We start from the raw sequence: 22,622 nt of genomic DNA on the forward strand, positions 1-22,622 counted from the left end.
CCGGCGGGGGTCATGCCGCTTCGCGCGAGGCACGCTTGCGGTCGTGCTCCTTCAGGAAGCGCTTGCGCAGGCGGATGCTCTTGGGCGTGATCTCGACCAGCTCGTCGTCGGCGATGAACTCGACGCCGTACTCCAGCGTCAGGTCGATCGGGGGCGTGATCTTGATCGCATCTTCCTTGCCGCTGACGCGGAAGTTGGTCAGCTGCTTGGTGCGGGTGGCGTTGACGACCAGGTCGTTGTCCCGGCTGTGGATGCCGATGATCATGCCCTCGTACACCGGGTCGCCCGCCTTCACGAACATGCGGCCGCGGTCGTCCAGCTTGCCCAGCGCGTAGGTGAAGATCTCGCCGTCGTCCATGCTGATCAGTACACCGTTCTTGCGGCTGCCGATCTCGCCCTTGTAGGGCTCGTAGCTGTCGAAGATGTTGCTGATGAGGCCGGTGCCGCGGGTCAGGTTCATGAACTCGTTGGAGAAACCGATGAGGCCGCGGGCGGGAATGCGGTACTCCAGGCGCACGCGGCCGTTGCCGTCGGTCTCCATGTTGACCAGCTCGCCCTTGCGCTCGCCCAGTGCCTGCATCACGCCGCCCTGGTGCGTGTCCTCGACGTCGGCGGTCACCAGCTCGATCGGCTCGCAGCGCTCGCCGTCGATCTCGCGGAACACCACGCGGGGCTTGGACACCGCGAGCTCATAGCCCTCGCGGCGCATGTTCTCCAGCAGGATGGTCAGGTGCAGCTCGCCGCGGCCGGACACCTCGAAGATGCCGTCCTCGTCGGTTTCCTTCACCCGCAGCGCGACGTTGCTCTGCAGTTCCTTCTGCAGGCGGTCCCAGATCTGGCGGCTGGTGACGAACTTGCCCTCCCGGCCGGCCAGCGGCGAGGTGTTCACGCAGAAGTTCATCGTGAGCGTCGGCTCGTCGATCTTCAGCATGGGCAGCGGCTTCGGATCCAGCGGGTCGGTGATGGTGACGCCGATGCCGATGTCCTCGATGCCGTTGATGAGCACGATGTCGCCCGGGCCGGCCTCGTCGGCCTGCACTCGCTCCAGGCCCTCGAACTTCAGCACCTGGTTGATCCGGCCCTTGAAGCTGCGGCCGTCAGGGCCCTCCATCACCAGCACGTCCATCGCCGGCTTGAGCGTGCCCGCATTCACGCGGCCCACGCCGATCCGGCCCACATAGGTGGAGTAGTCGAGCGAGGAGATCTGCAACTGCAGCGGCGCGGTCGGGTCGCCCTGGTGCACCGGCACATGCCGCAGCACGGTGTCGAACAACGGCGTCATGTCGGTGCCCCAGGCTTCGCCCGCGGGGCCCTCGTCCAGCGAGGCCCAGCCGTTCAGGCCCGAGGCGTACACCACGGGGAAGTCCAGCTGCTCGTCGGTGGCACCGAGCTTGTCGAACAGCTCGAAGGCCGCGTTGATGACGTAGTCGCAGCGGGCGCCGGGCTTGTCGACCTTGTTGACGACGACGATGGGCTTGAGGCCCAGCGCCAGCGCCTTCTTGGTCACGAAGCGGGTCTGCGGCATCGGGCCTTCCTGGGCGTCGATGAGCAGGACCACGCCGTCGACCATGGACAGCGCGCGCTCCACCTCACCGCCGAAGTCCGCGTGGCCCGGGGTGTCCACGATGTTGATGTGCGTGTCCTGCCAGCTGACCGCGCAGTTCTTGGCCAGGATGGTGATGCCCCGTTCCTTCTCGATGTCGTTGCTGTCCATCACGCGCTCGGCAACCTTCTCGTTCTCGCGGAAGGTGCCGCTCTGGCGCAGGAGCTGGTCGACGAGCGTGGTCTTGCCGTGGTCGACGTGGGCGATGATGGCGATGTTGCGGATCTGGCGGCTCATGGGGTCTCTTTCAGCAGGGCCTGCACTTCCAGGGGGCTCAGCAGGCGGTCGGCGATCAGTTCGCCAGCGGTGATGTGGGCGCTGCCGAGGAAGGCAGCCGGTTCGGGGCCGTACACGCGCACGGCCGGTTGGTCGGCCTCCTGGACCCGCCGGCGCAGACCGGAGAGGAAGCGCAGCGCCTCGCTCTCGGCCAGCCTCAGCAGCGGCCAGTCGGCGAGCAGCCGGTCCGGGGGATGCAGCAGCGCGTCGCGGGCCGGCTCGTCCATCTCGGCCAGTGCATCCAGCGAGATGGCGCCGTCCAGCGTCAATGGCCCGGTGCCGGTTCGGCGCAGGGCGGCCAGGTGCGCGCCGCAACCCAGCCGCTCGCCAATGTCCTCGGCCAGCACCCGGATATAGGTGCCTTTGCTGCAACGCACGTCCACCGTGAGCTCCAGGGCGGCATCGTCCCAGCGCAGGATGTCGATGGCGTGAACCGTGACGCGGCGTGCGGGGCGCTCGACCTCCAGGCCGGCCCGGGCGTACTCGTACAGCGCCTTGCCGTCCTTCTTCAGGGCCGACTGCATCGGCGGCACCTGCTCGATGGGCCCGACGAACGCCGCGCAGGCCTGCGCCAGCGAGGCCGGCGTCACATGCACCGGCCGTTCATCGACGACCGCCCCTTCACGGTCCCCGCCCACGGTGCGCTGGCCCAGCCGCAGGACGGCCGTGTAGCGCTTGTCCGCTTCCAGGCTGACCTGCGCGAACTTCGTCGCCGCGCCCAGGCAGATGGGCAGCAGGCCCGAGGCCAGTGGGTCGAGCGTGCCGGTGTGGCCGGCCTTCTCGGCGCGCAGCAGCCGCCGCACGCGCAGCATGGCGTCGTTGCTGGACAGCCCCACGGGCTTGTCCAGGAGCAGCACGCCATGCACGGCGCGGCGCGGCACCCGCGTCCGCCCGCCGGCACCGTCCCCGCGGGGGGCGCGAGCCAGCGCAGGGCGGCCCGCCACGGGGTCGGTCGTCGTCATGCTCAGTCGTCCTTGGCGCGCGTGGCGTTCGCCTGCTGGATGAGCGCGTTGAGGTCTGCCGCCCGTTCGGTGGTCTTGTCGAAGCGGAAATGCAGCGTGGGCACGGTGTGGATCGCCAGGCGCTTGAACAGGCCGTTGCGCAGGAAGCCCGCCGCCTCGTTGAGCGCCTGCTCGCACTCGGCCGGCTCGCCGACCAGCAGCGAGAAGAACACCGTGGCGTGCGCGTAGTCGGGCGTCACCTCCACGGCGTTGATCGTCACCATGCCGATGCGGGGGTCCTTCAGGTCGCGGATCAGCTCCGCGACATCGCGCTGGATCTGGTCGGCCACCCGGTGGCTGCGGTTGGGAATGCTCTTCTTGTGTCGCATGGCGTTCGCCTCCAAAAGAACGAAACCCCGCCAGGGCGGGGCTCCGTCAGGGAGCGGTGGGGCTCAGAGGGTTCGGGCGATTTCCTTGACCTCGTAGAACTCCAGCTGGTCGCCCTCGGCGATGTCGTTGTAGTTCCTGAGCTTGATACCGCACTCGAAGCCTTCCTTGACCTCGCGCACGTCGTCCTTCTCGCGTCGCACCGACTCCACCTCCCCGGTGTAGACGACGATGTTGTCGCGCAGCAGGCGGAACTTGGCACCACGGCGCACCAGGCCGGAGGTGACCATCGAGCCGGCCACCGTGCCGATCTTGGACGCCACGAACACCTTGCGGATCTCGGCCGTGCCCAGCGCCTCTTCCTTCTGCTCCGGGGCCAGCATGCCGCCCATCGCCGCCTTCACCTCATCCACGGCGTCGTAGATGATGTTGTAGTAGCGGATGTCGACGCCGCTGTTCTCGGCCAGCTTGCGCGCACCGGCCTCGGCCCGCGTGTTGAAGCCGATGATGATCGCCTTGGAGGCGATCGCCAGGTTGACGTCGGATTCGCTGATCCCGCCCACCGCGGCGTGCACGATCTGCACCTTGACCTCGTCGGTCGACAGCTTGAGCAGCGAGGTGGACAGCGCCTCCTGCGAGCCCTGCACATCGGCCTTGATGATCAGCGGCAGGGTCTGGGCCTGGCCCTCGCCCATGTTGTCGAACATGCTCTCGAGCTTGGCGGCCTGCTGCTTGGCCAGCTTCACGTCGCGGTACTTGCCCTGGCGGAAGGTGGCGATCTCGCGCGCCCGGCGCTCATCGCCCAGGACCATGAAGTCGTCGCCCGCCTGGGGCACCTCGGTCAGGCCCTGGATCTCCACCGGGATGGAGGGGCCGGCCTCGGCGGTGTTGCGGCCGTCCTCGTCCAGCATGGCGCGCACACGCCCGTAGCTGGCGCCGGCCAGCACCACGTCACCGCGCTTGAGCGTGCCGGACTGCACCAGCACGGTCGCCACGGGGCCGCGGCCCTTGTCCAGGCGCGCTTCGATCACGATGCCCTTGGCCATCGCTTCCGTCGGCGCCTTCAGCTCCAGCACCTCGGCCTGCAGCAGCACCTGCTCCAGCAGGTCGTCGATGCCCTGGCCGGTCTTCGACGACACGCCCACGAAGGGCGAATCACCACCGAACTCCTCGGGCACCACCTGCTCGGCCACCAGCTCGCTCTTCAGCCGCTCGGCGTTCGCGTCCGGCTTGTCGATCTTGGTCATGGCCACGACGATGGGCACGCCCGCCGCCTTGGCATGGTGGATGGCTTCCTTGGTCTGCGGCATCACGCCGTCGTCGGCCGCCACCACCAGGATGACGATGTCGGTCGCCTTGGCACCACGCGCACGCATGGCCGTGAAGGCCGCGTGGCCCGGGGTGTCCAGGAAGGTGATCATGCCGCGCGGCGTCTCGACGTGGTAAGCGCCGATGTGCTGCGTGATGCCGCCGGCCTCGCCCGCGGCCACCCGGCTGCGGCGGATGTAATCCAGCAGCGAGGTCTTGCCGTGGTCGACGTGGCCCATCACGGTGACCACCGGCGCACGGTCCAGCATCTCGCCTGCCGTGGCGGCGGCCTGCTCCTCCTCGGAGAAGGCCTCGGGGTCGTCCAGCTTGGCGGCGAACGCCTTGTGGCCCATCTCCTCCACGAGGATCATGGCCGTTTCCTGGTCCAGTTGCTGGTTGATGGTGACCATCTGACCCAGCTTCATCATCTGCTTGATGACCTCGGACGCCTTCACCGACATCTTGTGCGCGAGATCCGCCACCGAGATGGTCTCGGGGATGTGGACCTCCTGGATCACCGGCTCGGTGGGCGCCTGGAAGTTGCTGCCACGGTCGCCGTCACGGCTGTCGCCACGGCGGCCGCCGCGCGGCGCGCGCCAGCCAGGGCGGCCGGCGGAGGTGTCCGGGCGGCCCTTGGCCGCGGCGCCGCGCTTCTTGGCGTCATCCGCCCAGCTCGACGACAGCTTCTCGGACTTGACCGACTTCTTGTCGCCGGGCTTGGCGGCCGTGGACGTCGTGGCCGGCGTGGCACCCGGCGCGGCCTTGGCCTTGTGGATCGTGCCCTTGATGCCCTCCTTGGCGGCTTCCGCCGGCTTGGGCTCCTCGGGCTTCTTGGCGACCATGACCTTGCTCTTGCGGGCCATCATGTCGCGAATGGCAGCCGCCTCGGCCTCGGCCGCCTTGCGGCGACGCTCCAGGTCGGCCATGCGCTGCTTTTCCTCGGCGTCCGCATCCGCCGCCTTGACCACGCGAATCGCGGGCTTGGCCGGTGCGGCCGGTGCGGCCGGTGCGGCAGGCGCTGCGGCCGGTGCCGGTGCGGCGGGTGCCGCCGGCTGGGCCGGCGCCTCGGACGCGGCCGGCTGCGCGGCTGCCTTGGCCAGCGCGGCCTGCGCCTGCGCAGCTGCCTCGGCGGCGGCCTTCTCGGCAGCGGCCTTCTCGGCAGCGGCCTTTTCCGCGGCGGCCTTCTCGGCCGCCTCGCGCTCGGCGCGCTCACGCTCCTCGCGCTGACGGCGCTTCTCGGCCAGCTCTTCCTCCTGCTGGCGGATCAGCTCGGCCTGGTGGCGCGCCTCTTCCTCGCGGCGGGCGAGCTCGGCCTCCTCGATCGCCTGCGCGCTCGGGGCGATCTCTTCCTGCGCCACCGCACCCGGGGTGTCGTCGCGCTTGACGAAGACCCGCTTCTTGCGGACCTCCACCTGGATGGTGCGGGCCTTGCCCGAGGCATCGGCCTGCTTGATCTCGCTCGTGGACTTGCGCGTCAGCGTGATCTTCTTGCGGTCCCCGCCGGCCGTGCCGTGGGCGTTGCGCAGGTAGTCGAGCAGACGTTCCTTGTCCGACTCGGTCAGCGCGTCGTCCGGCGATTTCTTGGCGACGCCGGCCGACTGCAGCTGCTCGAGCAGCGTCGCCGCAGGGCGATTCAGCTCCGAGGCGAGTTGGGCGACGGTAGTCACTGCCATGTGGGATGTTCCTTGATCTTGATGCCGGGTCGTGGGCGCTGGTTCGGGGATGACGTGACGTTCAGGCGTTGAACCAGTGCTCGCGCGCCTTCATGATCAGCGCCTTGGCCTGCGCGTCGTCCACCCCGGTCATCTCGACGAGTTCGTCGACGGCCAGGTCGGCCAGGTCGTCTCGGGTGTGCACGCCGCCATCGGCGAGCTTGGCGATCAGCTCGGGGTTCAGGCCGTCGAGGTCACGCAGGTCCTGCGACACCTCCTCCACCTTCTCCTCGCGGGCGATCTCCATGGTCAGCAGGGCGTCCTTGGCCCGATTGCGCAGCTCGGACACCGTGTCCTCGTCGAAGCCCTCGATCTCCAGCATCTCCTGCAGCGGCACGTAGGCCACTTCCTCGAGACTGGTGAAGCCCTCGTCGATCAGCAGGTCGGCCACTTCCTGGTCCACGTCGAGCTTCTCGACGAAGAGCTTGCGGATGGAGTCGCTCTCCTGCGCCTGCTTGGCGGCCGATTCCTCGGCGGTCATGATGTTGATGCGCCAGCCGGTCAGCTCGGAAGCCAGGCGCACGTTCTGCCCGCCGCGGCCGATGGCGATGGCGAGGTTCTCCTCGTCCACCACCACATCCATGGCGTGCTTCTCCTCGTCCACCACGATGGACTGCACGTTCGCCGGCGCCAGCGCACCGATGACGAACTGGGCCGGGTCCTCGGACCACAGGACGATGTCCACGCGTTCGCCGGCCAGCTCGTTCGTCACCGCGGTGACGCGCGAGCCGCGCACACCCACGCAGGTGCCGATCGGATCGACACGCTTGTCGTGCGAGATCACGGCGATCTTGGCGCGGCTGCCCGGATCCCGGGCGCAGCTCTTGATCTCCAGCAGGCCCTGCTCGATCTCGGGCACCTCCTGGGCGAACAGCTCCACCATGAAGCCGGGCGCCGAGCGCGACAGCATGATCTGGGGGCCGCGCGCCGCGGTGTCCACACCGGTGATGAAGGCCCGCACGCGGTCGCCCGTGCGCAGGTTCTCCTTCGGGATCATCTCGTTGCGCTTGAGGCGGCCTTCCACGCGGCCGGACTCGACGACGATGTCGCCCTTGTCCAGGCGCTTGACCGTGCCCACCATCACCTTCTCGCCGCGCGAGAGGAAGTCGTTGAGCAGTTGCTCGCGCTCGGCGTCGCGGATCTTCTGCAGGATCACCTGCTTGGCGGCCTGCGCACCGATGCGGCCGATGGGCACCGACTCCATCGACTCCTCGATGTAGTCACCCTCCTCGATGTCGGGAATGCGGTCCAGCGCGTCGGACAGCATCTCTTCGGCGTCGGGGTTCTGCAGGCCGGCCGCATCCGGCACCACGAGCCAGCGGCGGAAGGTCTCGTATTCGCCCGTCTCGCGGTCCACCGACACACGGATGTCGACTTCGCCGCCGTGCAGCTTCTTGGTGGCCTGGGCCAGCGCCGCCTCCACGGCGCCGAACACCACCTCGCGGTCCACGCTCTTCTCGCGCGAGATCGCGTCCACCAACATCAGCATTTCACGGTTCATTGTTGTTGACCTCCGTCAGTTTCACCGGCGGGTTGCGCAGGTGCCGGGGCGGTCTTGCCGCGCCGGCCCTTGAAATCGAGCACCGGCAGGAGCCGGGCTTCACGAACCTCGTCGAAGGCGAAGCCGAGCACCTGCTCGGCCTTGCCGTCATGGAAGATGAGCTGCCAGCCGGCGCCAATGTCGGCCGGCTGCAGCACACCCTGGAACTTCTTGCGCCCCTGGAAGGGCAGCTTCAGCGTCAGCTGCACCTGCTGGCCGGCGAAGCGCGTGTAGTCCGCTTCACGCTTGAGCGGCCGGTCCAGCCCCGGCGAGGACACCTCCAGCCGGGCGTAGTCGACGTTGTCCACCTCGAGCACATACTGCAGCTGGCGGGTCACCGCCTCGCAGTCCTCGACCGTGACGAACTCATGCTCGCCGGTGGGATAGACATGGCCGGGCACGCGGTCGATGTAGACACGCAGCAACCCGCCTGCCGATCGCTCGACATCAACGAGTTCATATCCCAAACCGGTCACCGTCTTCTCGACGGCCTGGCTCCAGCTCATCAGGCGGCAGTCATCCTTCAAGGTGGCGGGCCTTCGCCCGCTCCGACTCACACGCAGGCACGTGGCCCGCTCCCGTCTTCCATACTCGCCAGCCGCGTCGCGATGCAGCCAACACATGAGCAAAAAAAATGGGCTGGATGAATCCGCCCACTCAGCGCCAATTGGCGCCCACTCAGGTTTTCTGCGCTCGCCACGCAATTCCTAGCGAAGCGCGGATTGTATCTTGCAAGCCCCGTGCCCGCAAGCCGCCCGGTCGGGAAGTGCGAGAATCGCCGCCGTTCCAACATTCACCCACGGAGACCGCATGGGATTCCTTGCCGGCAAGCGCCTTCTGATCACCGGCCTGCTGTCGAACCGCTCGATCGCCTACGGCATCGCCCAGGCCTGCCGCCGCGAAGGCGCCGAACTGGCGTTCAGCTATGTCGGTGAGCGGTTCAAGGACCGCATCACCGAATTCGCCGCGGAGTTCGACTCCACGCTCGTGTTCGACTGCGACGTGGGCGACGACGCCGCCATCGAACGCCTGTTCGCCGACCTCAAGACGGCCTGGCCCGAGGGCTTCGACGGCTTCGTGCATTCCATCGGCTTCGCCCCGCGCGAGGCCATCGCCGGCGAGTTCCTGGACGGCCTGACGCGCGAGAACTTCCGCATCGCGCACGAGATCTCGGCCTACAGCTTCCCTGCGATGGCCAAGGCCGCCCTGCCCCATCTGCGCGACCACGCCGCCCTGCTCACGCTGAGCTACCTGGGCGCCGTGCGGGCCGTGCCCGCCTACAACACCATGGGCCTGGCCAAGGCCTCGCTGGAGGCCAGCGTGCGCTACCTGGCCGCCAACCTGGGCCCGCGCGGCATCCGCGTCAACGGCATCTCCGCCGGTCCGATCAAGACGCTCGCCGCGTCGGGCATCAAGGGCTTCGGCAAGCTGCTGGAAACGTTCTCCAAGAACGCCCCGCTGCGCCGCAACGTGACGATCGAGGACGTGGGCAACGTCGCCGCCTTCCTGCTGTCCGACCTGGCCAGTGGCGTCACCGCAGAGATCACCTACGTGGACGGCGGCTTCAACCAGGTCATGATGGGCGAAGTCCCGGCCTGATGGGGCCCCACGCCCCCTTGCCAGGGGGCTGCCCCCCGAGGGGGCTCGCGCAGCGGGCCGGCAAAGCCGGACCCGCGCGCGCGGCTGGCGGCGCAGCGGCGCCTGCGGCGCGCTGCCAAAGACAGACGTTCAATCCCTGACGCAGTCGACGCAGTACTTGCGCTCGCCGTGCGGGCCCTCTTCGGCCACCAGACCGTGCACGTCGGTGTCGAAGCCGGGGAAGGCCTTGTTGAACTCGCGGGTGAAGCGCAGGTAGTCGACGATCTTGCGGTTGAAGCGCTCGCCCGGGATCAGCAGCGGGATGCCCGGCGGGTACGGCGTGAGCAGCGACGTCGTGATGCGCCCCTCCAGCCGGTCGATCTCCACCCGCTCGATGCGACGGCGCGCGATGTTGGCGAAGGCATCGCTCGGCTTCATGGCCGGGTGCAGGTCGGACAGGTACATCTCGGTCGTCAGCCGCGCGATGTCACCCTGCGCGTACATCTCGTGGATGCCCTGGCACAGGTCCTTCAACCCCATGCGCTCGTAGCGCGGGTGCGCCGCGCAGAACTCGGGCAGCACGCGCCACAGCGGCTGGTTGCGGTCGTAGTCGTCCTTGAACTGCTGCAGCGCCGTCACCATGGTGTTCCACCGGCCCTTGGTGATGCCGATGGTGAACATGATGAAGAACGAGTAGAGGCCCGTCTTCTCCACGACCACGCCGTGCTCGGCGAGGTACTTGGTGACGATCGCCGCCGGGATGCCGTGCGTGGAGAACTGGCCCGATACGTCGAGCCCCGGCGTGATGACGGTGGACTTGATCGGGTCCAGCATGTTGAAGCCGGTGGCCAGGTTGCCGAAGCCGTGCCACTTGTCGTTCGCGCGCAGGATCCAGTCGTCGGGCTGGCCGATGCCGTCCTCGGCGAAGCGGTCCGGGCCCCAGACCTGGAACCACCAGTCCTGGCCGTAGTCCTCGTCCACCTTGCGCATGGCGCGGCGGAAATCCAGCGCCTCGCGGATGCTCTCTTCCACCAGCGCCGTGCCACCGGGCGGCTCCATCATGGCCGCCGCCACGTCGCACGAGGCGATGATGGCGTACTGCGGCGAGGTGGAGGTGTGCATCAGGTACGCCTCGTTGAAGAGGTCGCGGTCCAGGCGCACCGTCTGGGACTCCTGCACGAGCACCTGCGAGGCCTGGCTGATGCCGGCCAGCAGCTTGTGGGTGGACTGCGTGCTGTACACCATGGCCTGCTGCGGACGCGCCCGCACCTTGCCCATGGCGTGGTAGGTGCCGTAGAAGCGGTGGAACGCGGCGTGGGGCAGCCAGGCCTCGTCGAAGTGCAGCGTGTCCACCCAGCCGTCGAGCTTGGACTTGATCGTCTCGGTGTTGTAGAGCACGCCGTCGTAGGTGCTCTGCGTCACGGTGAGGATCTTGGGGCGCACGGTCTTCGGGTCCACGCCCTGCAGCAGCGGGTGGGCAGCGATCTTCTTCTCGATGGACTCGCGGCTGAACTCGCTCTCGGGAATCGGGCCGATGATCCCGTAGTGGTTGCGCGTGGGTGTCAGGAACACCGGCACCGCCCCGGTCATGATGATCGAGTGCAGGATGGACTTGTGGCAGTTGCGGTCCACCAGCACCACGTCGTCGGGCGCCACGTTGTGGTGCCACACCATCTTGTTGCTGGTGGACGTGCCGTTCGTGACGAAGAAGCAGTGGTCGGCGTTGAAGATCCGCGCAGCGTTCTTCTCGCTGGCGGCCACGGGGCCGGTGTGGTCCAGCAGCTGGCCCAGCTCTTCGACCGCATTGCACACGTCCGCCCGCAGCATGTTCTCGCCGAAGAACTGGTGGAACATGCGGCCGATGGGGCTCTTGAGGAAGGCCACGCCACCGGAGTGCCCGGGGCAATGCCACGAGTACGACCCGTCCTGCGCGTAGTCCACCAGCGCGCGGAAGAACGGCGGCGCGAGCGAATCGAGGTAGCTGCGGGCCTCCCGGATGATGTGGCGCGCCACGAACTCGGGCGTGTCCTCGAACATGTGGATGAAGCCGTGCAGCTCGCGCAGGATGTCGTTGGGAATGTGCTGCGAGGTGCGCGTCTCGCCGTAGAGGTAGATCGGGATGTCCGAGTTGCGGAAGCGGATCTCCTCGATGAACTTGCGCAGGTTGAGCACGGCCGGGTCGAGCTCGGGTCCCGGGGTGAACTCCTCGTCGTCGATCGACAGGATGAAGGCGCTGGCGCGGCTTTGCTGCTGGGCGAACTGCGACAGGTCGCCGTAGCTGGTGACACCCAGCACCTCGAAGCCTTCCTTCTGGATCGCGTCGGCCAGCGCGCGGATGCCCAGGCCCGAGGTGTTCTCGGAGCGGAAGTCCTCATCGATGATCACGATGGGAAAAGTAAAGCGCTGCATGGCGGGGGCCTCTGTGGCGTGGCAGGCGGAAAATGGAAACGGCGAAGTGTAGAGCCGTTGAGGAGGGCAAGATGATGACCTGGGACGCATCCACCCTGTGGTGGATCACCGCGGGCCTGCTGGTGGCGCTGGAGCTGGCCAGCGGCACGTTCTACCTGCTCATGCTGGCATTGGGCGCGGCCTCGGGCGCCCTGGCCGCACACACCGGGCTGGGCCTCGCCGCCCAGCTGGTCACGGCCGCCGGCGTGGGCGGCAGCGCGGTCGTCATCTGGCACCTGCGCCGCACCGGGCGGCCGGCCGCGGCCTCCGTGGCCACCAACCCGGACCTGCAGATCGACGTGGGCGCCACCGTGCGGGTGGCGCACTGGGGCGAGGACGGCCGTGCCCGCGTGCACTACCGTGGCGCCGCCTGGGACGCGCGCAATGCCGGCCCGGGCATCCCCCACCCCGGCGAGCACGTCATCGACGCCGTGCAGGGCAGCTGCCTGGTGCTGCGGTCCGCCGAGCGCCGCTGACGTCCCTGCACCCCCCTCCCCCTTCCTCCCTTCACCCACCCTGCCATGGAAATCACCGCCGTCGTCCTGTTCGTCATCGCCGTGCTGTTCGTGGCACGCGCCGTCAAGGTCGTGCCCCAGCAGAACGCGTGGGTCGTCGAGCGCCTGGGCCGCTACCACGGCACGCTCGCTCCCGGCCTGAACATCATCATCCCGTTCGTTGATCGCCTGGCCTACCGGCACTCTCTCAAGGAGATCCCGCTGGACGTGCCCAGCCAGGTCTGCATCACCAAGGACAACACCCAGCTCACCGTGGACGGCATCCTGTACTTCCAGGTCACCGACCCGATGCGCGCCAGCTACGGTTCGTCCAACTACATCGTGGCCATCACCCAGCTGGCCCAGACCACCCTGCGCAGCGTGATCGGCAAGATGGAACTGGACCGCACATTCGAGGAGCGCGAGATCATCAACAGTTCGGTGGTGGCCGCCCTGGACGAGGCGGCCCTGAACTGGGGCGTCAAGGTGCTGCGCTACGAGATCAAGGACCTGACCCCGCCCGCCGCCATCCTGCACGCCATGCAGGCGCAGATCACCGCCGAGCGCGAGAAGCGCGCGCTGATCGCGGCTTCCGAGGGCCGTCGGCAGGAGCAGATCAACATCGCCACGGGCGAACGGGAGGCGTTCATCGCCCGCTCCGAAGGCGAGAAGCAGGCGGAGATCAACAAGGCGCTGGGCGAGGCCGCGGCCATCTCGGCGGTGGCCGAGGCCACCGCAGGCGCCATCCGGCAGATCGCGGCGGCCATCCGTGAGCCGGGCGGCGCGGACGCGGTGCAGCTCAAGGTGGCCGAGCGCGCGGTGGACGCCTTCGCCCAGCTGGCCCAGAAGAACAACACCATGATCGTGCCCGCCAGCGTCAGCGAGGTGGGCGCCCTGGTGGGCAGCGCCATGGCGCTGATGCGCAGCGACGTCACCCTGCCCGGCCGCGCGAAAAGCGATGGACAGAACCCCGCTGCGGTGGGCTAGAATGGAAGGCTATCCCTGCGGAGGGATGGATGAGTGGTTTAAGTCGCACGCCTGGAAAGCGTGTGTGGGTTAACAGCCCACCGCGGGTTCGAATCCCGCTCCCTCCGCCAGCGCCACCGGCCTGTGCCGGGCAGGCGCCACAGAATGAAGGCCACCGCAGACGGTGGCCTTTTTCATTGCAGCGGGGCGCGTCAGCGGTCGCGCCGCAGCGGCCCGTACTCCACGGGCACCCAGGCGTAGCCCTGCGGGTCCTTGCGCACGTGCCCGATCCCAGGGAACGGCAGGTGCGCGGCCGCGACCCACGCCCCTGTGCGCGCCATCTGCTCGAAAACGGATTGGCGGGTCGCCACCGCCTGCCGTGGATCGGTGTCGAATTCGATCGCGACCTGGGGGTGGGCGAACTGCACGGCATGCGAGTGCACGATGTCGCCCCACACCAGCAGCTGGCTCGCGCCCGAGCGGAACATGTACGAGCTGTGGCCCGGCGTGTGGCCACGGGTGTCGACCACCTCCAGGCCTGGCATCAGGGACTGGCCCGGCGAGAAGGTCTTGAATCGCCCCTGCGCGCGGTACGGTGACACCGCATCACGTGCCATCTTGAACATGGGGCGCACACCTTCGGGGGCCTTCTCCGCCGTGCGCTCGTCCAGCCAGAAGTCGGCGTCTGCCTGGGCCACCCAGACGGTGGCGTTCGGGAACGCCGGTTTTCCCCCCGCGTCGAGCAGGCCGCAGAGGTGGTCGGCATGCATGTGGGTGAGCAGCACCGCGTCCACCTGCTCCGGGCCATAGCCGGAGGCCTTGAGGTTGGCGCCCATCTGGCCGAGCGTCGGGCCAAAGCACTGGGCAGCGCCCACATCCACGAGGACCAGCTGGCTGCCCGTGTGCACCAGGAAGCCATTGACCGCCGTCTGCACGCCCTGGTCGTTGGCAATGAACATCCGCGCCAGCAGACTCTGCACCTGCTCCGGGGCCATGCCCTTGAGCAGTTGGGGCGGCAGGTCGACGAAGCCGTCGTACAGGGCCGTGACCTCGAGCGCACCCACCGCATGGCGATAGAAGCCCGGCACCTGGGTGCCCACGGGTGCCGGCGGCGCGGCCACCGCGGCGCCCAGGCCAAGGGTCAGCATCATGGCCAGCGATCTAGCGGCCCGGGGAACGAAGGAAGAGGTGCGCATGGGACTCCTGTCAGGGAAGACGTGACGGTACCGAAAAGAAAAAGGCCCCGCCAAGCGGGGCCTCGTGCACTCGCCGGGGCACGTCGCGCCATGCGCGCCGAGCCCGCCGGGAACCTCAGCGCACCACGGCGATCTGCTCGCGCTGGCCACCCTTGTAGGTGTAGAGCGTCAGGGCACCGTTCTTGATGTCGCCCTTCTCGTCGAAGGCGATCGTGCCGGTCACGCCCTTGTAGCCCGTGGTCTTGGCCAGCACCGGCAGGTACTTGGCCGGTTCGGCGGAGCCGGCCTTGACCATGGCGTCCACCATCACCATCGTGGCATCGTAGACGTACGGGGCGTAGATCTGCACGTCGGCGTTGAACTTCTTCTTGAAGTCGGTCTTGAACTTGTCCATGGCGACCTTCTGGTTGCCCTCGACACCACCGGCTTCGGCGCACACCACCTGGCCATCGGCCATGGCGCCGGCCGACAGCTTGGGCAGCTCGCCCGAGCAGATGCCGTCGCCGCCCATGAACTTGGCCGTGATGCCCAGCTGCTTCATCTGGCGGATCATCGGGCCGGCCACCGCGTCCATGCCACCGTAGAACACCACGTCCGGCTTGGCCGCCTTGATGCTGGTCAGGATGGCGGTGAAGTCCGTCGCCTTGTCGTTCGTGAACTCGCGCTTGGCCACCGTGCCGCCGGCGGACTTCACGCCCTTCTCGAACTCGTCGGCCACGCCCTGGCCATAGGCCGTGCGGTCGTCGATCACCGCGATCGTCTTGCCCTTGAGCTGCTGCACGGCGTACTTGCCCAGCGTGCCGCCCAGGTGCACGTCGTCGGCCACCACGCGGAACGTGGTCTTGTAGCCCTGGCGCGTGTACTTCGGGTTCGTCGCCGACGGGCTGATCTGCGGAATGCCCGCATCCGAGTACACCTTCGACGCCGGAATCGTGGTGCCCGAGTTCAGGTGACCGATCACGCCGTTGACCTTGCTGTCCACCAGCTTCTGCGCCGCCGCCGTGCCCTGCTTGGGATCGCCCGCGTCGTCTTCGGCCAGCAGCTCGAACTTCACCTTCTTGCCGCCGATGGTCACGCCCTTGGCGTTCAACTCGTCGATGGCCATGCGGGCACCGTTCTCGTTGTCCTTGCCCAGGTGGGCAATGCCGCCGCTGGTCGGACCGACGTGGCCGATCTTGACGACCATGTCCTGCGCGTACAGCGAGCCGGCCATCATGGCGGCAGCTGCCGCAACGACCACATTCAGCTTGATTTGCATGAGAAGAGACCTCCAGAAGGTAGTGTTGAGAAACGTGGTGGGAATGCTCTCAACGGGCGAGACACGATACTCCAAATTGCCCCGCTGACCGATGGGCCGACGCCCGGGACAACCCGGGGGACGCACCCCTCGCAGCGCCGCACGGGCCGGCATGCCGAACCCGCGCAGTGGGCCCCCAACGCATGGGACACCCGACCGGATGACCGGGGCCCGGAAGTCGTCATGCAAGTCCGGGGCCAGCTCAGGACTGGGGGCGATGCACCAGGCTGTGGCCGGCCGCCTCGTACTGGCGCCACCGCGCACGCCCGGCCGCACGCTCGTCCGGCGAGGTGCCTACCACCTCGGCGATGCGCGCATGGCAGGCGCCCAGGTCGAGTGCTTCACAGCCGATGTTGACTGCGGCCTCGCAGCCCAGTTCGGGCTGCGGGCGCGTCAGCAGCCACAGCAGGGTGCGCGCACGCACCGGCTCGGGCGGCAACGCGCTTCCCGCGCGCTGCACCCAATGGGGAACGAAATCCAGCGGCTCCGCGGCCCACAGCTGGTGGTCGAGCCGCTGCAGCAGCGGTGGCGGCGCATACAGCGCCACCCGCGCGCCTTCCCGCCACTTCTTGCGCAGCAGGCGAGCCGCCAGGCCGAGGGGGTCGGCGACCCCGGTCATGAAGACGACCTCGGCCATGGACCGCGGACGGCAGCGTCAGGCGCCGCGACCGGCGCGCGCCAGCACGAAGTGCGTCAGCAGGCCGACCGGGCGGCCGGTGGCCCCCTTGTTGGCACCGCCGCGGTAGGCCACGCCCGCCACGTCCAGGTGGGCCCACGGGTAGGCCTTGGTGAAGCGCTGCAGGAACTTCGCCGCCGTGATCGAGCCGCCGGCACGCGAACCGACGTTCGCCATGTCGGCGAAGTTGCTCTTCAGCGCCTCGTCGTACTCCTCGTCCAGCGGCATGCGCCACGCCGGGTCCTCGGCGCGCCGTGACGCAGCCAGCAGCTCGTCCGCCAGGGCGTCGTCCGGCGAGAACAGGCCCGCATGGTGGTTGCCCAGCGCGATCACGCAGGCGCCGGTGAGCGTGGCGATGTCGACCACGGCGGCCGGCTTGAAGCGCTCGGCGTAGGTGAGCGCATCGCACAGGATCAGGCGGCCCTCGGCATCCGTGTTGAGGATCTCGATGGTCTGGCCCGACATGCTGGTGACCACGTCCCCCGGCTTGGTGGCGATGCCGCTGGGCATGTTCTCGCAGGCCGGCACGATGGCCACGACATTCACCTTGGGCTTGATCTGGCCGAGCGCACGCATGGTGCCGAAGACGCTGGCCGCGCCGCCCATGTCGAACTTCATCTCGTCCATCTCGGCGGCCGGCTTCAGCGAGATGCCGCCGGTGTCGAACGTGATGCCCTTGCCCACCAGCACCACGGGCGCCGCCTTCTTGGCCCCGCCGTTGTACTGCATGACGATGAAGCGCAGCGGCTCCTCCGAGCCGCGGGCCACCGACAGGAACGAGCCCATGCCGAGCTTCTCCACCGCCTTGCGGTCGAGCACCTGGACCTGGAAGCCGAATTCGCGGCCCAGCCGCTTGGCCTCCTCGCCCAGGAAGGTGGGCGTGCACACGTTGGCCGGGCGGTTGGCGTACTCGCGTGCCAGGTTCACGCCCGCGCCGATGGCGGCGCCCTGCGCCAGGCCGGCACGCAGCTCGCCGACCAGCGCCTTGTCGGCCACCAGCGAGATCTTGCCGGGCAGGGTGACCGTCTCGGCGCTGGGCTTGGTGTAGGTGTAGCTGTAGCCCGCTCCTTCGGCCGCCACGGCGAGCGCCTCGGCGTGGGCGGCCGACAGCGGCGCGCCGGCCAGCGAGACCGCCAGGTGGCGCACGGCGCGGCCCTTCAGTGCCGCCAGGCCCTGCAGCACGGCGGCGCGGAACGCCTTGGCCGAACCGTCCTTCGCGCCGGCCAGCACCACGCGGGCCTTCACGCCCTCCACGCGGTGCAGGTACAGCTGGCGGCCGGCCTTGCGCTCGAAGTCGCCCGCCTTCAGGGCCGCCGCGACGGCGCCGTCGATCGCCTTGTCGCCGGTACCGGCCTCGCCCTCGGCGGGCAGCACCACGAGCAGGGCGTCAGCGGCCACGCCGCCAAGCCCGCCCGCCGGGGTGGCAAGAGCTTGAAAGTCCATAATCGGTCTCGTTGAAAAGCAATCTTTCGATGTTATTCGATTCGACTGTTCGCAAAGAGCTGGCACGCAGTTTCGGGGCCACGCTGGTCGTCATCCTGACCATCGTGCTGACGATGATGCTGATCCGCACGCTCGGCCTGGCCGCCAACGGCGCCGTGGCGCCTCAGGACGTGGTGCTGCTGCTGGGCTATACCGCACTGGGCCAGCTGCCGCTGATGATCGCCCTGTCGCTGTTCATCGCGACGGTGGTGAGCCTGGGCCGCATGTACCGCGACAGCGAAATGGCCATCTGGTTCAGCAGTGGCGTGGGGCTGTCGCGCTTCGTGCGTCCGGTGCTGCGGGTGGGCTCGCCGGTGCTGCTGGCCATCGGCCTGCTGTCGCTGCTCGTCTGGCCCTGGGGCAACCAGAAGACGACCGAGCTGCGCCAGCGCTATGAGCAGCGCTCCGACCTCGCGCGGGTGGCGCCGGGCAGCTTCCAGGCCTCGGCGGACGGCAGCCGGGTGTTCTTCATCGAGCGCGCCGGCGAGGAAGCCGGCGTCGGGCGCAACGTGTTCCTGCTGGGCCGCAGCGAGGAGCGCGAAAGCGTGACGACCGCGCGCTCCGGTCGCGTGGAGACGGACGGCGGCGAGCGCGTCCTGGTGCTGGATTCGGGCCACCGCAGCGAGCAGAACAACCGCACGGGCGAGCACGTGCGCCTGACCTTCGAGCACCTGCGCATGGCGGTCGACCCGGGGAAGGCGCGCGCCACCGAGACGACGCCGCCGAAGGCGATGGGCACGCTGGCGCTGCTGCGCGACCCCAAGCCCCGGCACGAAGCCGAGCTCACCTGGCGCATCGGGCTGCTGTTCGGTGCCGCCAACCTCGTGCTGCTCGGCGTGGGCCTGGCCGCCAGCAACCCGCGCCGTGCCAGCAACTGGAACCTGCTGTTCGCGCTGCTAGCCTTCGTCGTGTACTACAACCTGATCAACCTGAGCCAGGCCTGGGTGGCGGCCGGCCGGGTCGGCATGGCCGGTGCGCTGGCCGGCCTGCACGGGCTGGCCTTCGCCGCGGCGCTGGGGCTCATCTGGTGGCGCGACCATGCCACGGTGGCCCGCCTGCCCTGGCACCGGCCGGCCCCCGCCCGATCGGAGGCGGCGGCATGAGGACCGTGCGGCGCCTGCTCTACCGGGACGTGGTGTGGTCCGTGGTCTTCGTGGCCGTGGCCTTTCTCTCGCTGTTCTTCTTCATCGATTTCCTCGAGGAGCTGGAGAACGTCGGCAAGCGCGGCTTCACGGTCGGCCACGCCGTGTTGTCGGCCCTGCTGGAACTCCCCGGGCGCTTCTACGAGCTGTTCCCCATCGCGGTGCTCATCGGCACCATCTACGCGATGGCCCGGCTCGCCCAGTCCTCCGAGTTCACCATCCTGCGCACCGGGGGCCTGAGCCCGGGCCGTGCCCTGCGGCTGCTGCTGACGCTGGGCGTGGTGATGGGCGTGCTCACCTTTGCCGTGGGCGAGTACGTTGCCCCGCTGGGTGAGCAGCAGGCCGCCGCCCTCAAGGCCAAGTTCCGCAGCAGCCCGTCGCTGGGCCGGGCCGGCGCGTGGCTGAAGGAACGCCGAGGCACCGGCCCGGGCGAGCGCAGCATATCCATCAACGTGCAGACCACCGGTTCCGACGGCCAGATGAGCGGCATCCGCATCTTCGAGCACGATGCCGCGGGCGTGCTCGTGCGGCGGCTGCAGGCGGCCAGCGGCCAGGCCGGCCGCCGCGGCGACACCGCCGTGTGGCACCTGCAGGAGGTGCAGGTCACCGAATGGCCGCAGGGCGAACAGGGGCTGCTCACGACACGCCAGCTGGCGGCCTATGACTGGCCCACCACGCTGGAAGACAACGTGGTGGCCGCGGCCCTTTCGCCGATCCGCAGCATGTCGACCGTGGACCTGTGGCGCTACAGCCGCCACCTCGAGCTGCAGGAACAGACCGCCCAGCGCTACGAGCTGCAGTTCTGGCGCCGGGCGTTCTATCCCTTCGCCTGCATCGTGATGGTGGCGCTCGCCCTGCCCTTCGCCTACCTGCACGCGCGCGCGGGCGGCATCAGCCTCAAGGTCTTCGGCGGCATCATGCTGGGCATCAGCTTCGTGCTGCTCAACAACGTGGTGGGTCACCTCGGCCTGCTGCGCGACTGGACGCCCTGGGTCGCCTCGGCCCTGCCCAGCCTGCTGTACCTGCTCATGTCGCTGGCCGCGTTCGGCTGGCTGGTCCGTTACCGATAGAGGAGCCGATGCAAGGCCTCATCCTGTTTGCCCACGGCGCGCGTGATCCCCGCTGGGCCGAGCCGTTCGAACGTGTCGCGGCGCGCGTGCGCGAGCTTCGCCCCGGGCAGCCCGTGTCCCTCGCCTTCCTGGAGTTCATGTCGCCGGATCTGCCGGCCGCCGGGGCGGCGCTGGCCGGGGCCGGCTGCACCGCCGTGGAGGTGCTGCCGCTGTTCCTGGGTGCCGGCGGCCATGTGCGCAAGGACCTTCCCGCACAGGTGGAGGCCCTGCGTGCGGCCTTCCCCGCCGTGCAGTGGACACTGCGTGCCGCCGCCGGCGAGTCCCCCGTGCTGGTCGACGCGCTGGCCCGCATCGCCGTCGAGCCCGCACCGCCGGCGCCGGGGGCCGCATGAACCTGCACCAGTTCCGCTTCGTGCAGGAGGCGGTGCGCCGCAACCTCAACCTGACGGAGACGGCCAAGGCCCTGTTCACCTCCCAGCCCGGCATCTCGAAGGCCATCCTCGAGCTGGAAGAGGAGCTGGGGGTGGACATCTTCGTGCGCCACGGCAAGCGCCTCAAGCGCGTCACGGAGCCCGGCCAGGAGGTGCTCAAGTCGGTCGAGATCATCCTGCGCGAGGTGGCCAACCTGAAGCGCATCGGGGAGGAGTTCTCCAAGCAGGACAGTGGCCGGCTGTCGATCGCGGCCACCCACACCCAGGCCCGCTACATCCTGCCCACGCCCATCGCCGAGCTGCGGCGCCGCCATCCCAAGGTGCAGATCACCTTGCACCAGGGCACGCCCGACCAGGTGGCGGCCATGCTGCTGTCCGACCAGGCCGACATCGGCCTGGCCACCGAATCGCTGGCGGATTACGACGAGCTCGTCACCCTGCCCTGCTACGAGTGGTCGCACGTCATCGTGCTGCCCGCCGGCCACCCGCTGGCCTCGGTGGAGCGGCCCTCGCTCGAGCAGCTGGCCGCCGAGCCGCTGATTTCCTACCACCCGGCGTTCGCCGGCCGCAAGCGCGTGGACCAGGCGTTCGCCCAGCGCCAGCTCAAGCCCAACGTCGCGCTGGAGGCCATCGACTCCGACGTCATCAAGACCTATGTGCGCAGCGGCCTGGGCATCGGCATCGTGGCCGAGATGGCGATGAGCGCCGAAGGCAGCCAGGACGCCGACCTGGTGTGGAAGCCGGCCGGCTACCTCTTCGGCAGCAACACCGCGCGCGTGGCGTTCCGTCGCGGCGCCTACCTGCGCAGTTTCGTGCTCACCTTCGCCGAGCTGCTGTCCGACCGGCTGAGCCGCGGGCTGATCGAGCGCGCCATGGGTGTCCAGGGGAACCACTATGAGCTCTGAGCTGCTTGCGCCGCGCACGCCGGCCGTGGCCAGCCGCCTGCCCGAGGTCGGGACCACCATCTTCACCGTGATGTCCGCGCTGGCCCAGCGGCACGGGGCGGTCAACCTCGGCCAGGGCTTCCCCGACTTCGACTGCGACCCCGGGCTGGTGGAGGCGGTGCACCAGGCCATGCGCGCCGGCCACAACCAGTACCCGCCCATGGCCGGCGTGCCGGCGTTGCGCCAGGCACTGTCGGACAAGATGGCGCGGCTGCACGGCCACCGCTACGACCCGGACACGGAGATCACGGTCACGGCCGGGGCGACCCAGGCGCTGCTCACCACGGTGCTGGCGCTGCTCCACCCGGGCGACGAGGCCATCGTGCTGGACCCCTGCTACGACAGCTACGCGCCCGCCGTGGCACTGGCCGGCGGCCGGCTGGTGCGCGTGCCGCTGGACAGCGCCACCTACCGGATCGACTTCGACCGCCTGCAGGCGGCCCTGACGCCGCGCACGCGGCTGCTGTTCGTGAACACGCCGCACAACCCCACCGGCACGGTGTGGACGGCGCACGACCGCCAGCGGCTGGCCGAGCTGCTGGCGCCCACCGACGTGGTGGTCGTGTCCGACGAGGTGTATGAGCACATGGTGTTCGACGGCGCCAGCCACGCCAGCGTCAGCGGCGACCCGCGGCTCGCCGCGCGCAGCGTGGTCGTGTCCAGCTTTGGCAAGACTTTCCACGTGACCGGCTGGAAGGTCGGTCATGTGGCCGCCCCGGCGGCCCTGATGGCGGAGTTCCGCAAGGTGCACCAGTTCAACGTGTTCACGGTGAACACGCCCATGCAGCATGGCCTGGCCGCCTGGCTGCAGCAGCCGGGGCACTACGAGGGCCTGTCCGCCTTCTACCAGGGCAAGCGCGACCGCTTCCGCGCCGGCCTGGCGGGCACGGCGTTCGACCTGCTGCCCTGCGCGGGCAGCTACTTCCAGTGCGTCGAGTACGGCCGGGTGAGCGATCTGCCCGACCAGGCGTTCTGCGAATGGCTCACCACGGAAGTGGGCGTGGCCGCCATTCCGCTGTCCGCCTTCCATGCGGCGCCGCCCGCGCGCCGTGTGGTGCGGTTCTGCTTCGCCAAGCAGGAGGCCACGCTCGACGAGGCCCTGCGCCGCCTGGCGCGGCTGTGAGCCCCCCG

At 69.1% G+C, this 22,622-nt stretch carries 19 protein-coding genes and 1 tRNA gene; 9 read left to right on the forward strand and 11 right to left on the reverse strand.

Annotated features, from left to right (window positions below; translation table 11 throughout):
• Positions 1-10: 10 nt before the first annotated feature.
• From typA to rimP, 6 genes are all read right to left on the reverse strand, one after another.
• A complete protein-coding gene (gene typA / locus ACE3UN_RS15240) occupies positions 11-1,840 on the reverse strand; it encodes a translational GTPase TypA (protein ID WP_374675829.1) in 1,830 nt (609 codons plus the stop codon).
• The gene (gene truB, locus ACE3UN_RS15245) at positions 1,837-2,841 is read right to left on the reverse strand and encodes a tRNA pseudouridine(55) synthase TruB (protein WP_374675830.1); all 1,005 of its coding nucleotides are present in this window, start codon (positions 2,839-2,841) and stop codon (positions 1,837-1,839) included. The genes typA and truB overlap by 4 nt, the downstream gene beginning before the upstream one ends.
• Before the next feature lie 2 nt (positions 2,842-2,843).
• A complete protein-coding gene (gene rbfA, locus ACE3UN_RS15250; RefSeq protein ID WP_374675831.1) occupies positions 2,844-3,209 on the reverse strand; it encodes a 30S ribosome-binding factor RbfA in 366 nt (121 codons plus the stop codon).
• 63 nt (positions 3,210-3,272) lie between these two features.
• Positions 3,273-6,188, reverse strand: coding sequence for a translation initiation factor IF-2 (infB, locus tag ACE3UN_RS15255; RefSeq protein ID WP_374675832.1), 2,916 nt, complete (start codon positions 6,186-6,188; stop codon positions 3,273-3,275).
• 61 nt (positions 6,189-6,249) lie between these two features.
• Positions 6,250-7,728 carry a transcription termination factor NusA gene (gene nusA, locus ACE3UN_RS15260; protein ID WP_374675833.1) on the reverse strand — a complete coding sequence of 493 codons (1,479 nt, stop codon included), beginning with the start codon at positions 7,726-7,728 and terminating at the stop codon, positions 6,250-6,252.
• Entirely contained in the window at positions 7,725-8,273 is a 549-nt protein-coding gene (gene rimP / locus ACE3UN_RS15265) for a ribosome maturation factor RimP (protein WP_374675834.1), read from the reverse strand. The genes nusA and rimP overlap by 4 nt, the downstream gene beginning before the upstream one ends.
• Positions 8,274-8,577: 304 nt before the next feature.
• On the opposite strand from rimP, the gene fabI reads away from it, so the two are divergent.
• On the forward strand, positions 8,578-9,366 hold the full coding sequence (gene fabI, locus ACE3UN_RS15270; protein WP_374675835.1) for an enoyl-ACP reductase FabI: 789 nt from the start codon (positions 8,578-8,580) through the stop codon (positions 9,364-9,366).
• Between the two features lie 129 nt (positions 9,367-9,495).
• Here fabI and ACE3UN_RS15275 read toward each other — a convergent pair whose 3' ends face one another.
• Positions 9,496-11,754 (reverse strand): Orn/Lys/Arg decarboxylase N-terminal domain-containing protein, encoded by a 2,259-nt coding sequence (locus ACE3UN_RS15275; RefSeq protein ID WP_374675836.1) that lies wholly within the window; start codon positions 11,752-11,754, stop codon positions 9,496-9,498.
• A gap of 71 nt (positions 11,755-11,825) precedes the next feature.
• On the opposite strand from ACE3UN_RS15275, the gene ACE3UN_RS15280 reads away from it, so the two are divergent.
• The 3 genes from ACE3UN_RS15280 (at position 11,826) to ACE3UN_RS15290 (ending at position 13,384) form a co-directional block, all read left to right on the forward strand.
• Positions 11,826-12,269 (forward strand): NfeD family protein, encoded by a 444-nt coding sequence (locus ACE3UN_RS15280; protein WP_374675837.1) that lies wholly within the window; start codon positions 11,826-11,828, stop codon positions 12,267-12,269.
• Between the two features lie 45 nt (positions 12,270-12,314).
• The gene (locus ACE3UN_RS15285; protein WP_374675838.1) at positions 12,315-13,274 is read left to right on the forward strand and encodes an SPFH domain-containing protein; all 960 of its coding nucleotides are present in this window, start codon (positions 12,315-12,317) and stop codon (positions 13,272-13,274) included.
• A gap of 19 nt (positions 13,275-13,293) precedes the next feature.
• Positions 13,294-13,384, forward strand: a tRNA-Ser gene (locus tag ACE3UN_RS15290).
• 81 nt (positions 13,385-13,465) lie between these two features.
• On the opposite strand, the gene ACE3UN_RS15295 is transcribed toward ACE3UN_RS15290, so the two are convergent.
• The 4 genes from ACE3UN_RS15295 to ACE3UN_RS15310 all read right to left on the reverse strand — a co-directional run bounded on the left by ACE3UN_RS15295 (position 13,466) and on the right by ACE3UN_RS15310 (position 17,865).
• A complete protein-coding gene (locus ACE3UN_RS15295; RefSeq protein ID WP_374675839.1) occupies positions 13,466-14,449 on the reverse strand; it encodes an MBL fold metallo-hydrolase in 984 nt (327 codons plus the stop codon).
• Positions 14,450-14,564: 115 nt separating this feature from the next.
• On the reverse strand, positions 14,565-15,707 hold the full coding sequence (locus ACE3UN_RS15300; RefSeq protein WP_374675840.1) for a branched-chain amino acid ABC transporter substrate-binding protein: 1,143 nt from the start codon (positions 15,705-15,707) through the stop codon (positions 14,565-14,567).
• Positions 15,708-15,948: 241 nt separating this feature from the next.
• Entirely contained in the window at positions 15,949-16,383 is a 435-nt protein-coding gene (locus tag ACE3UN_RS15305; RefSeq protein ID WP_374675841.1) for a DNA polymerase III subunit chi, read from the reverse strand.
• An 18-nt stretch (positions 16,384-16,401) separates the two neighbouring features.
• Entirely contained in the window at positions 16,402-17,865 is a 1,464-nt protein-coding gene (locus ACE3UN_RS15310) for a leucyl aminopeptidase (RefSeq protein ID WP_374675842.1), read from the reverse strand.
• Between the two features lie 29 nt (positions 17,866-17,894).
• Between ACE3UN_RS15310 and lptF the strand changes: the two genes are divergently transcribed.
• Genes lptF through ACE3UN_RS15335 form a run of 5 tightly spaced genes read left to right on the forward strand, consistent with a single transcriptional unit; the run spans position 17,895 to position 22,614 of the window.
• Positions 17,895-19,007, forward strand: coding sequence for an LPS export ABC transporter permease LptF (gene lptF, locus ACE3UN_RS15315; RefSeq protein WP_374675843.1), 1,113 nt, complete (start codon positions 17,895-17,897; stop codon positions 19,005-19,007).
• Positions 19,004-20,116 (forward strand): LPS export ABC transporter permease LptG, encoded by a 1,113-nt coding sequence (gene lptG, locus ACE3UN_RS15320; RefSeq protein WP_374675844.1) that lies wholly within the window; start codon positions 19,004-19,006, stop codon positions 20,114-20,116. The genes lptF and lptG overlap by 4 nt, the downstream gene beginning before the upstream one ends.
• 8 nt (positions 20,117-20,124) lie before the next feature.
• The gene (locus tag ACE3UN_RS15325) at positions 20,125-20,508 is read left to right on the forward strand and encodes a sirohydrochlorin chelatase (RefSeq protein WP_374675845.1); all 384 of its coding nucleotides are present in this window, start codon (positions 20,125-20,127) and stop codon (positions 20,506-20,508) included.
• The gene (locus ACE3UN_RS15330; RefSeq protein ID WP_374675846.1) at positions 20,505-21,452 is read left to right on the forward strand and encodes a CysB family HTH-type transcriptional regulator; all 948 of its coding nucleotides are present in this window, start codon (positions 20,505-20,507) and stop codon (positions 21,450-21,452) included. The genes ACE3UN_RS15325 and ACE3UN_RS15330 overlap by 4 nt, the downstream gene beginning before the upstream one ends.
• The gene (locus ACE3UN_RS15335; protein ID WP_374675847.1) at positions 21,442-22,614 is read left to right on the forward strand and encodes a pyridoxal phosphate-dependent aminotransferase; all 1,173 of its coding nucleotides are present in this window, start codon (positions 21,442-21,444) and stop codon (positions 22,612-22,614) included. Before ACE3UN_RS15330 ends, ACE3UN_RS15335 begins: the two co-directional genes overlap by 11 nt.
• Positions 22,615-22,622: the final 8 nt, after the last annotated feature.

This window comes from Ideonella sp., assembly GCF_041918995.1.
Taxonomy (GTDB): domain Bacteria; phylum Pseudomonadota; class Gammaproteobacteria; order Burkholderiales; family Burkholderiaceae_C; genus Ideonella.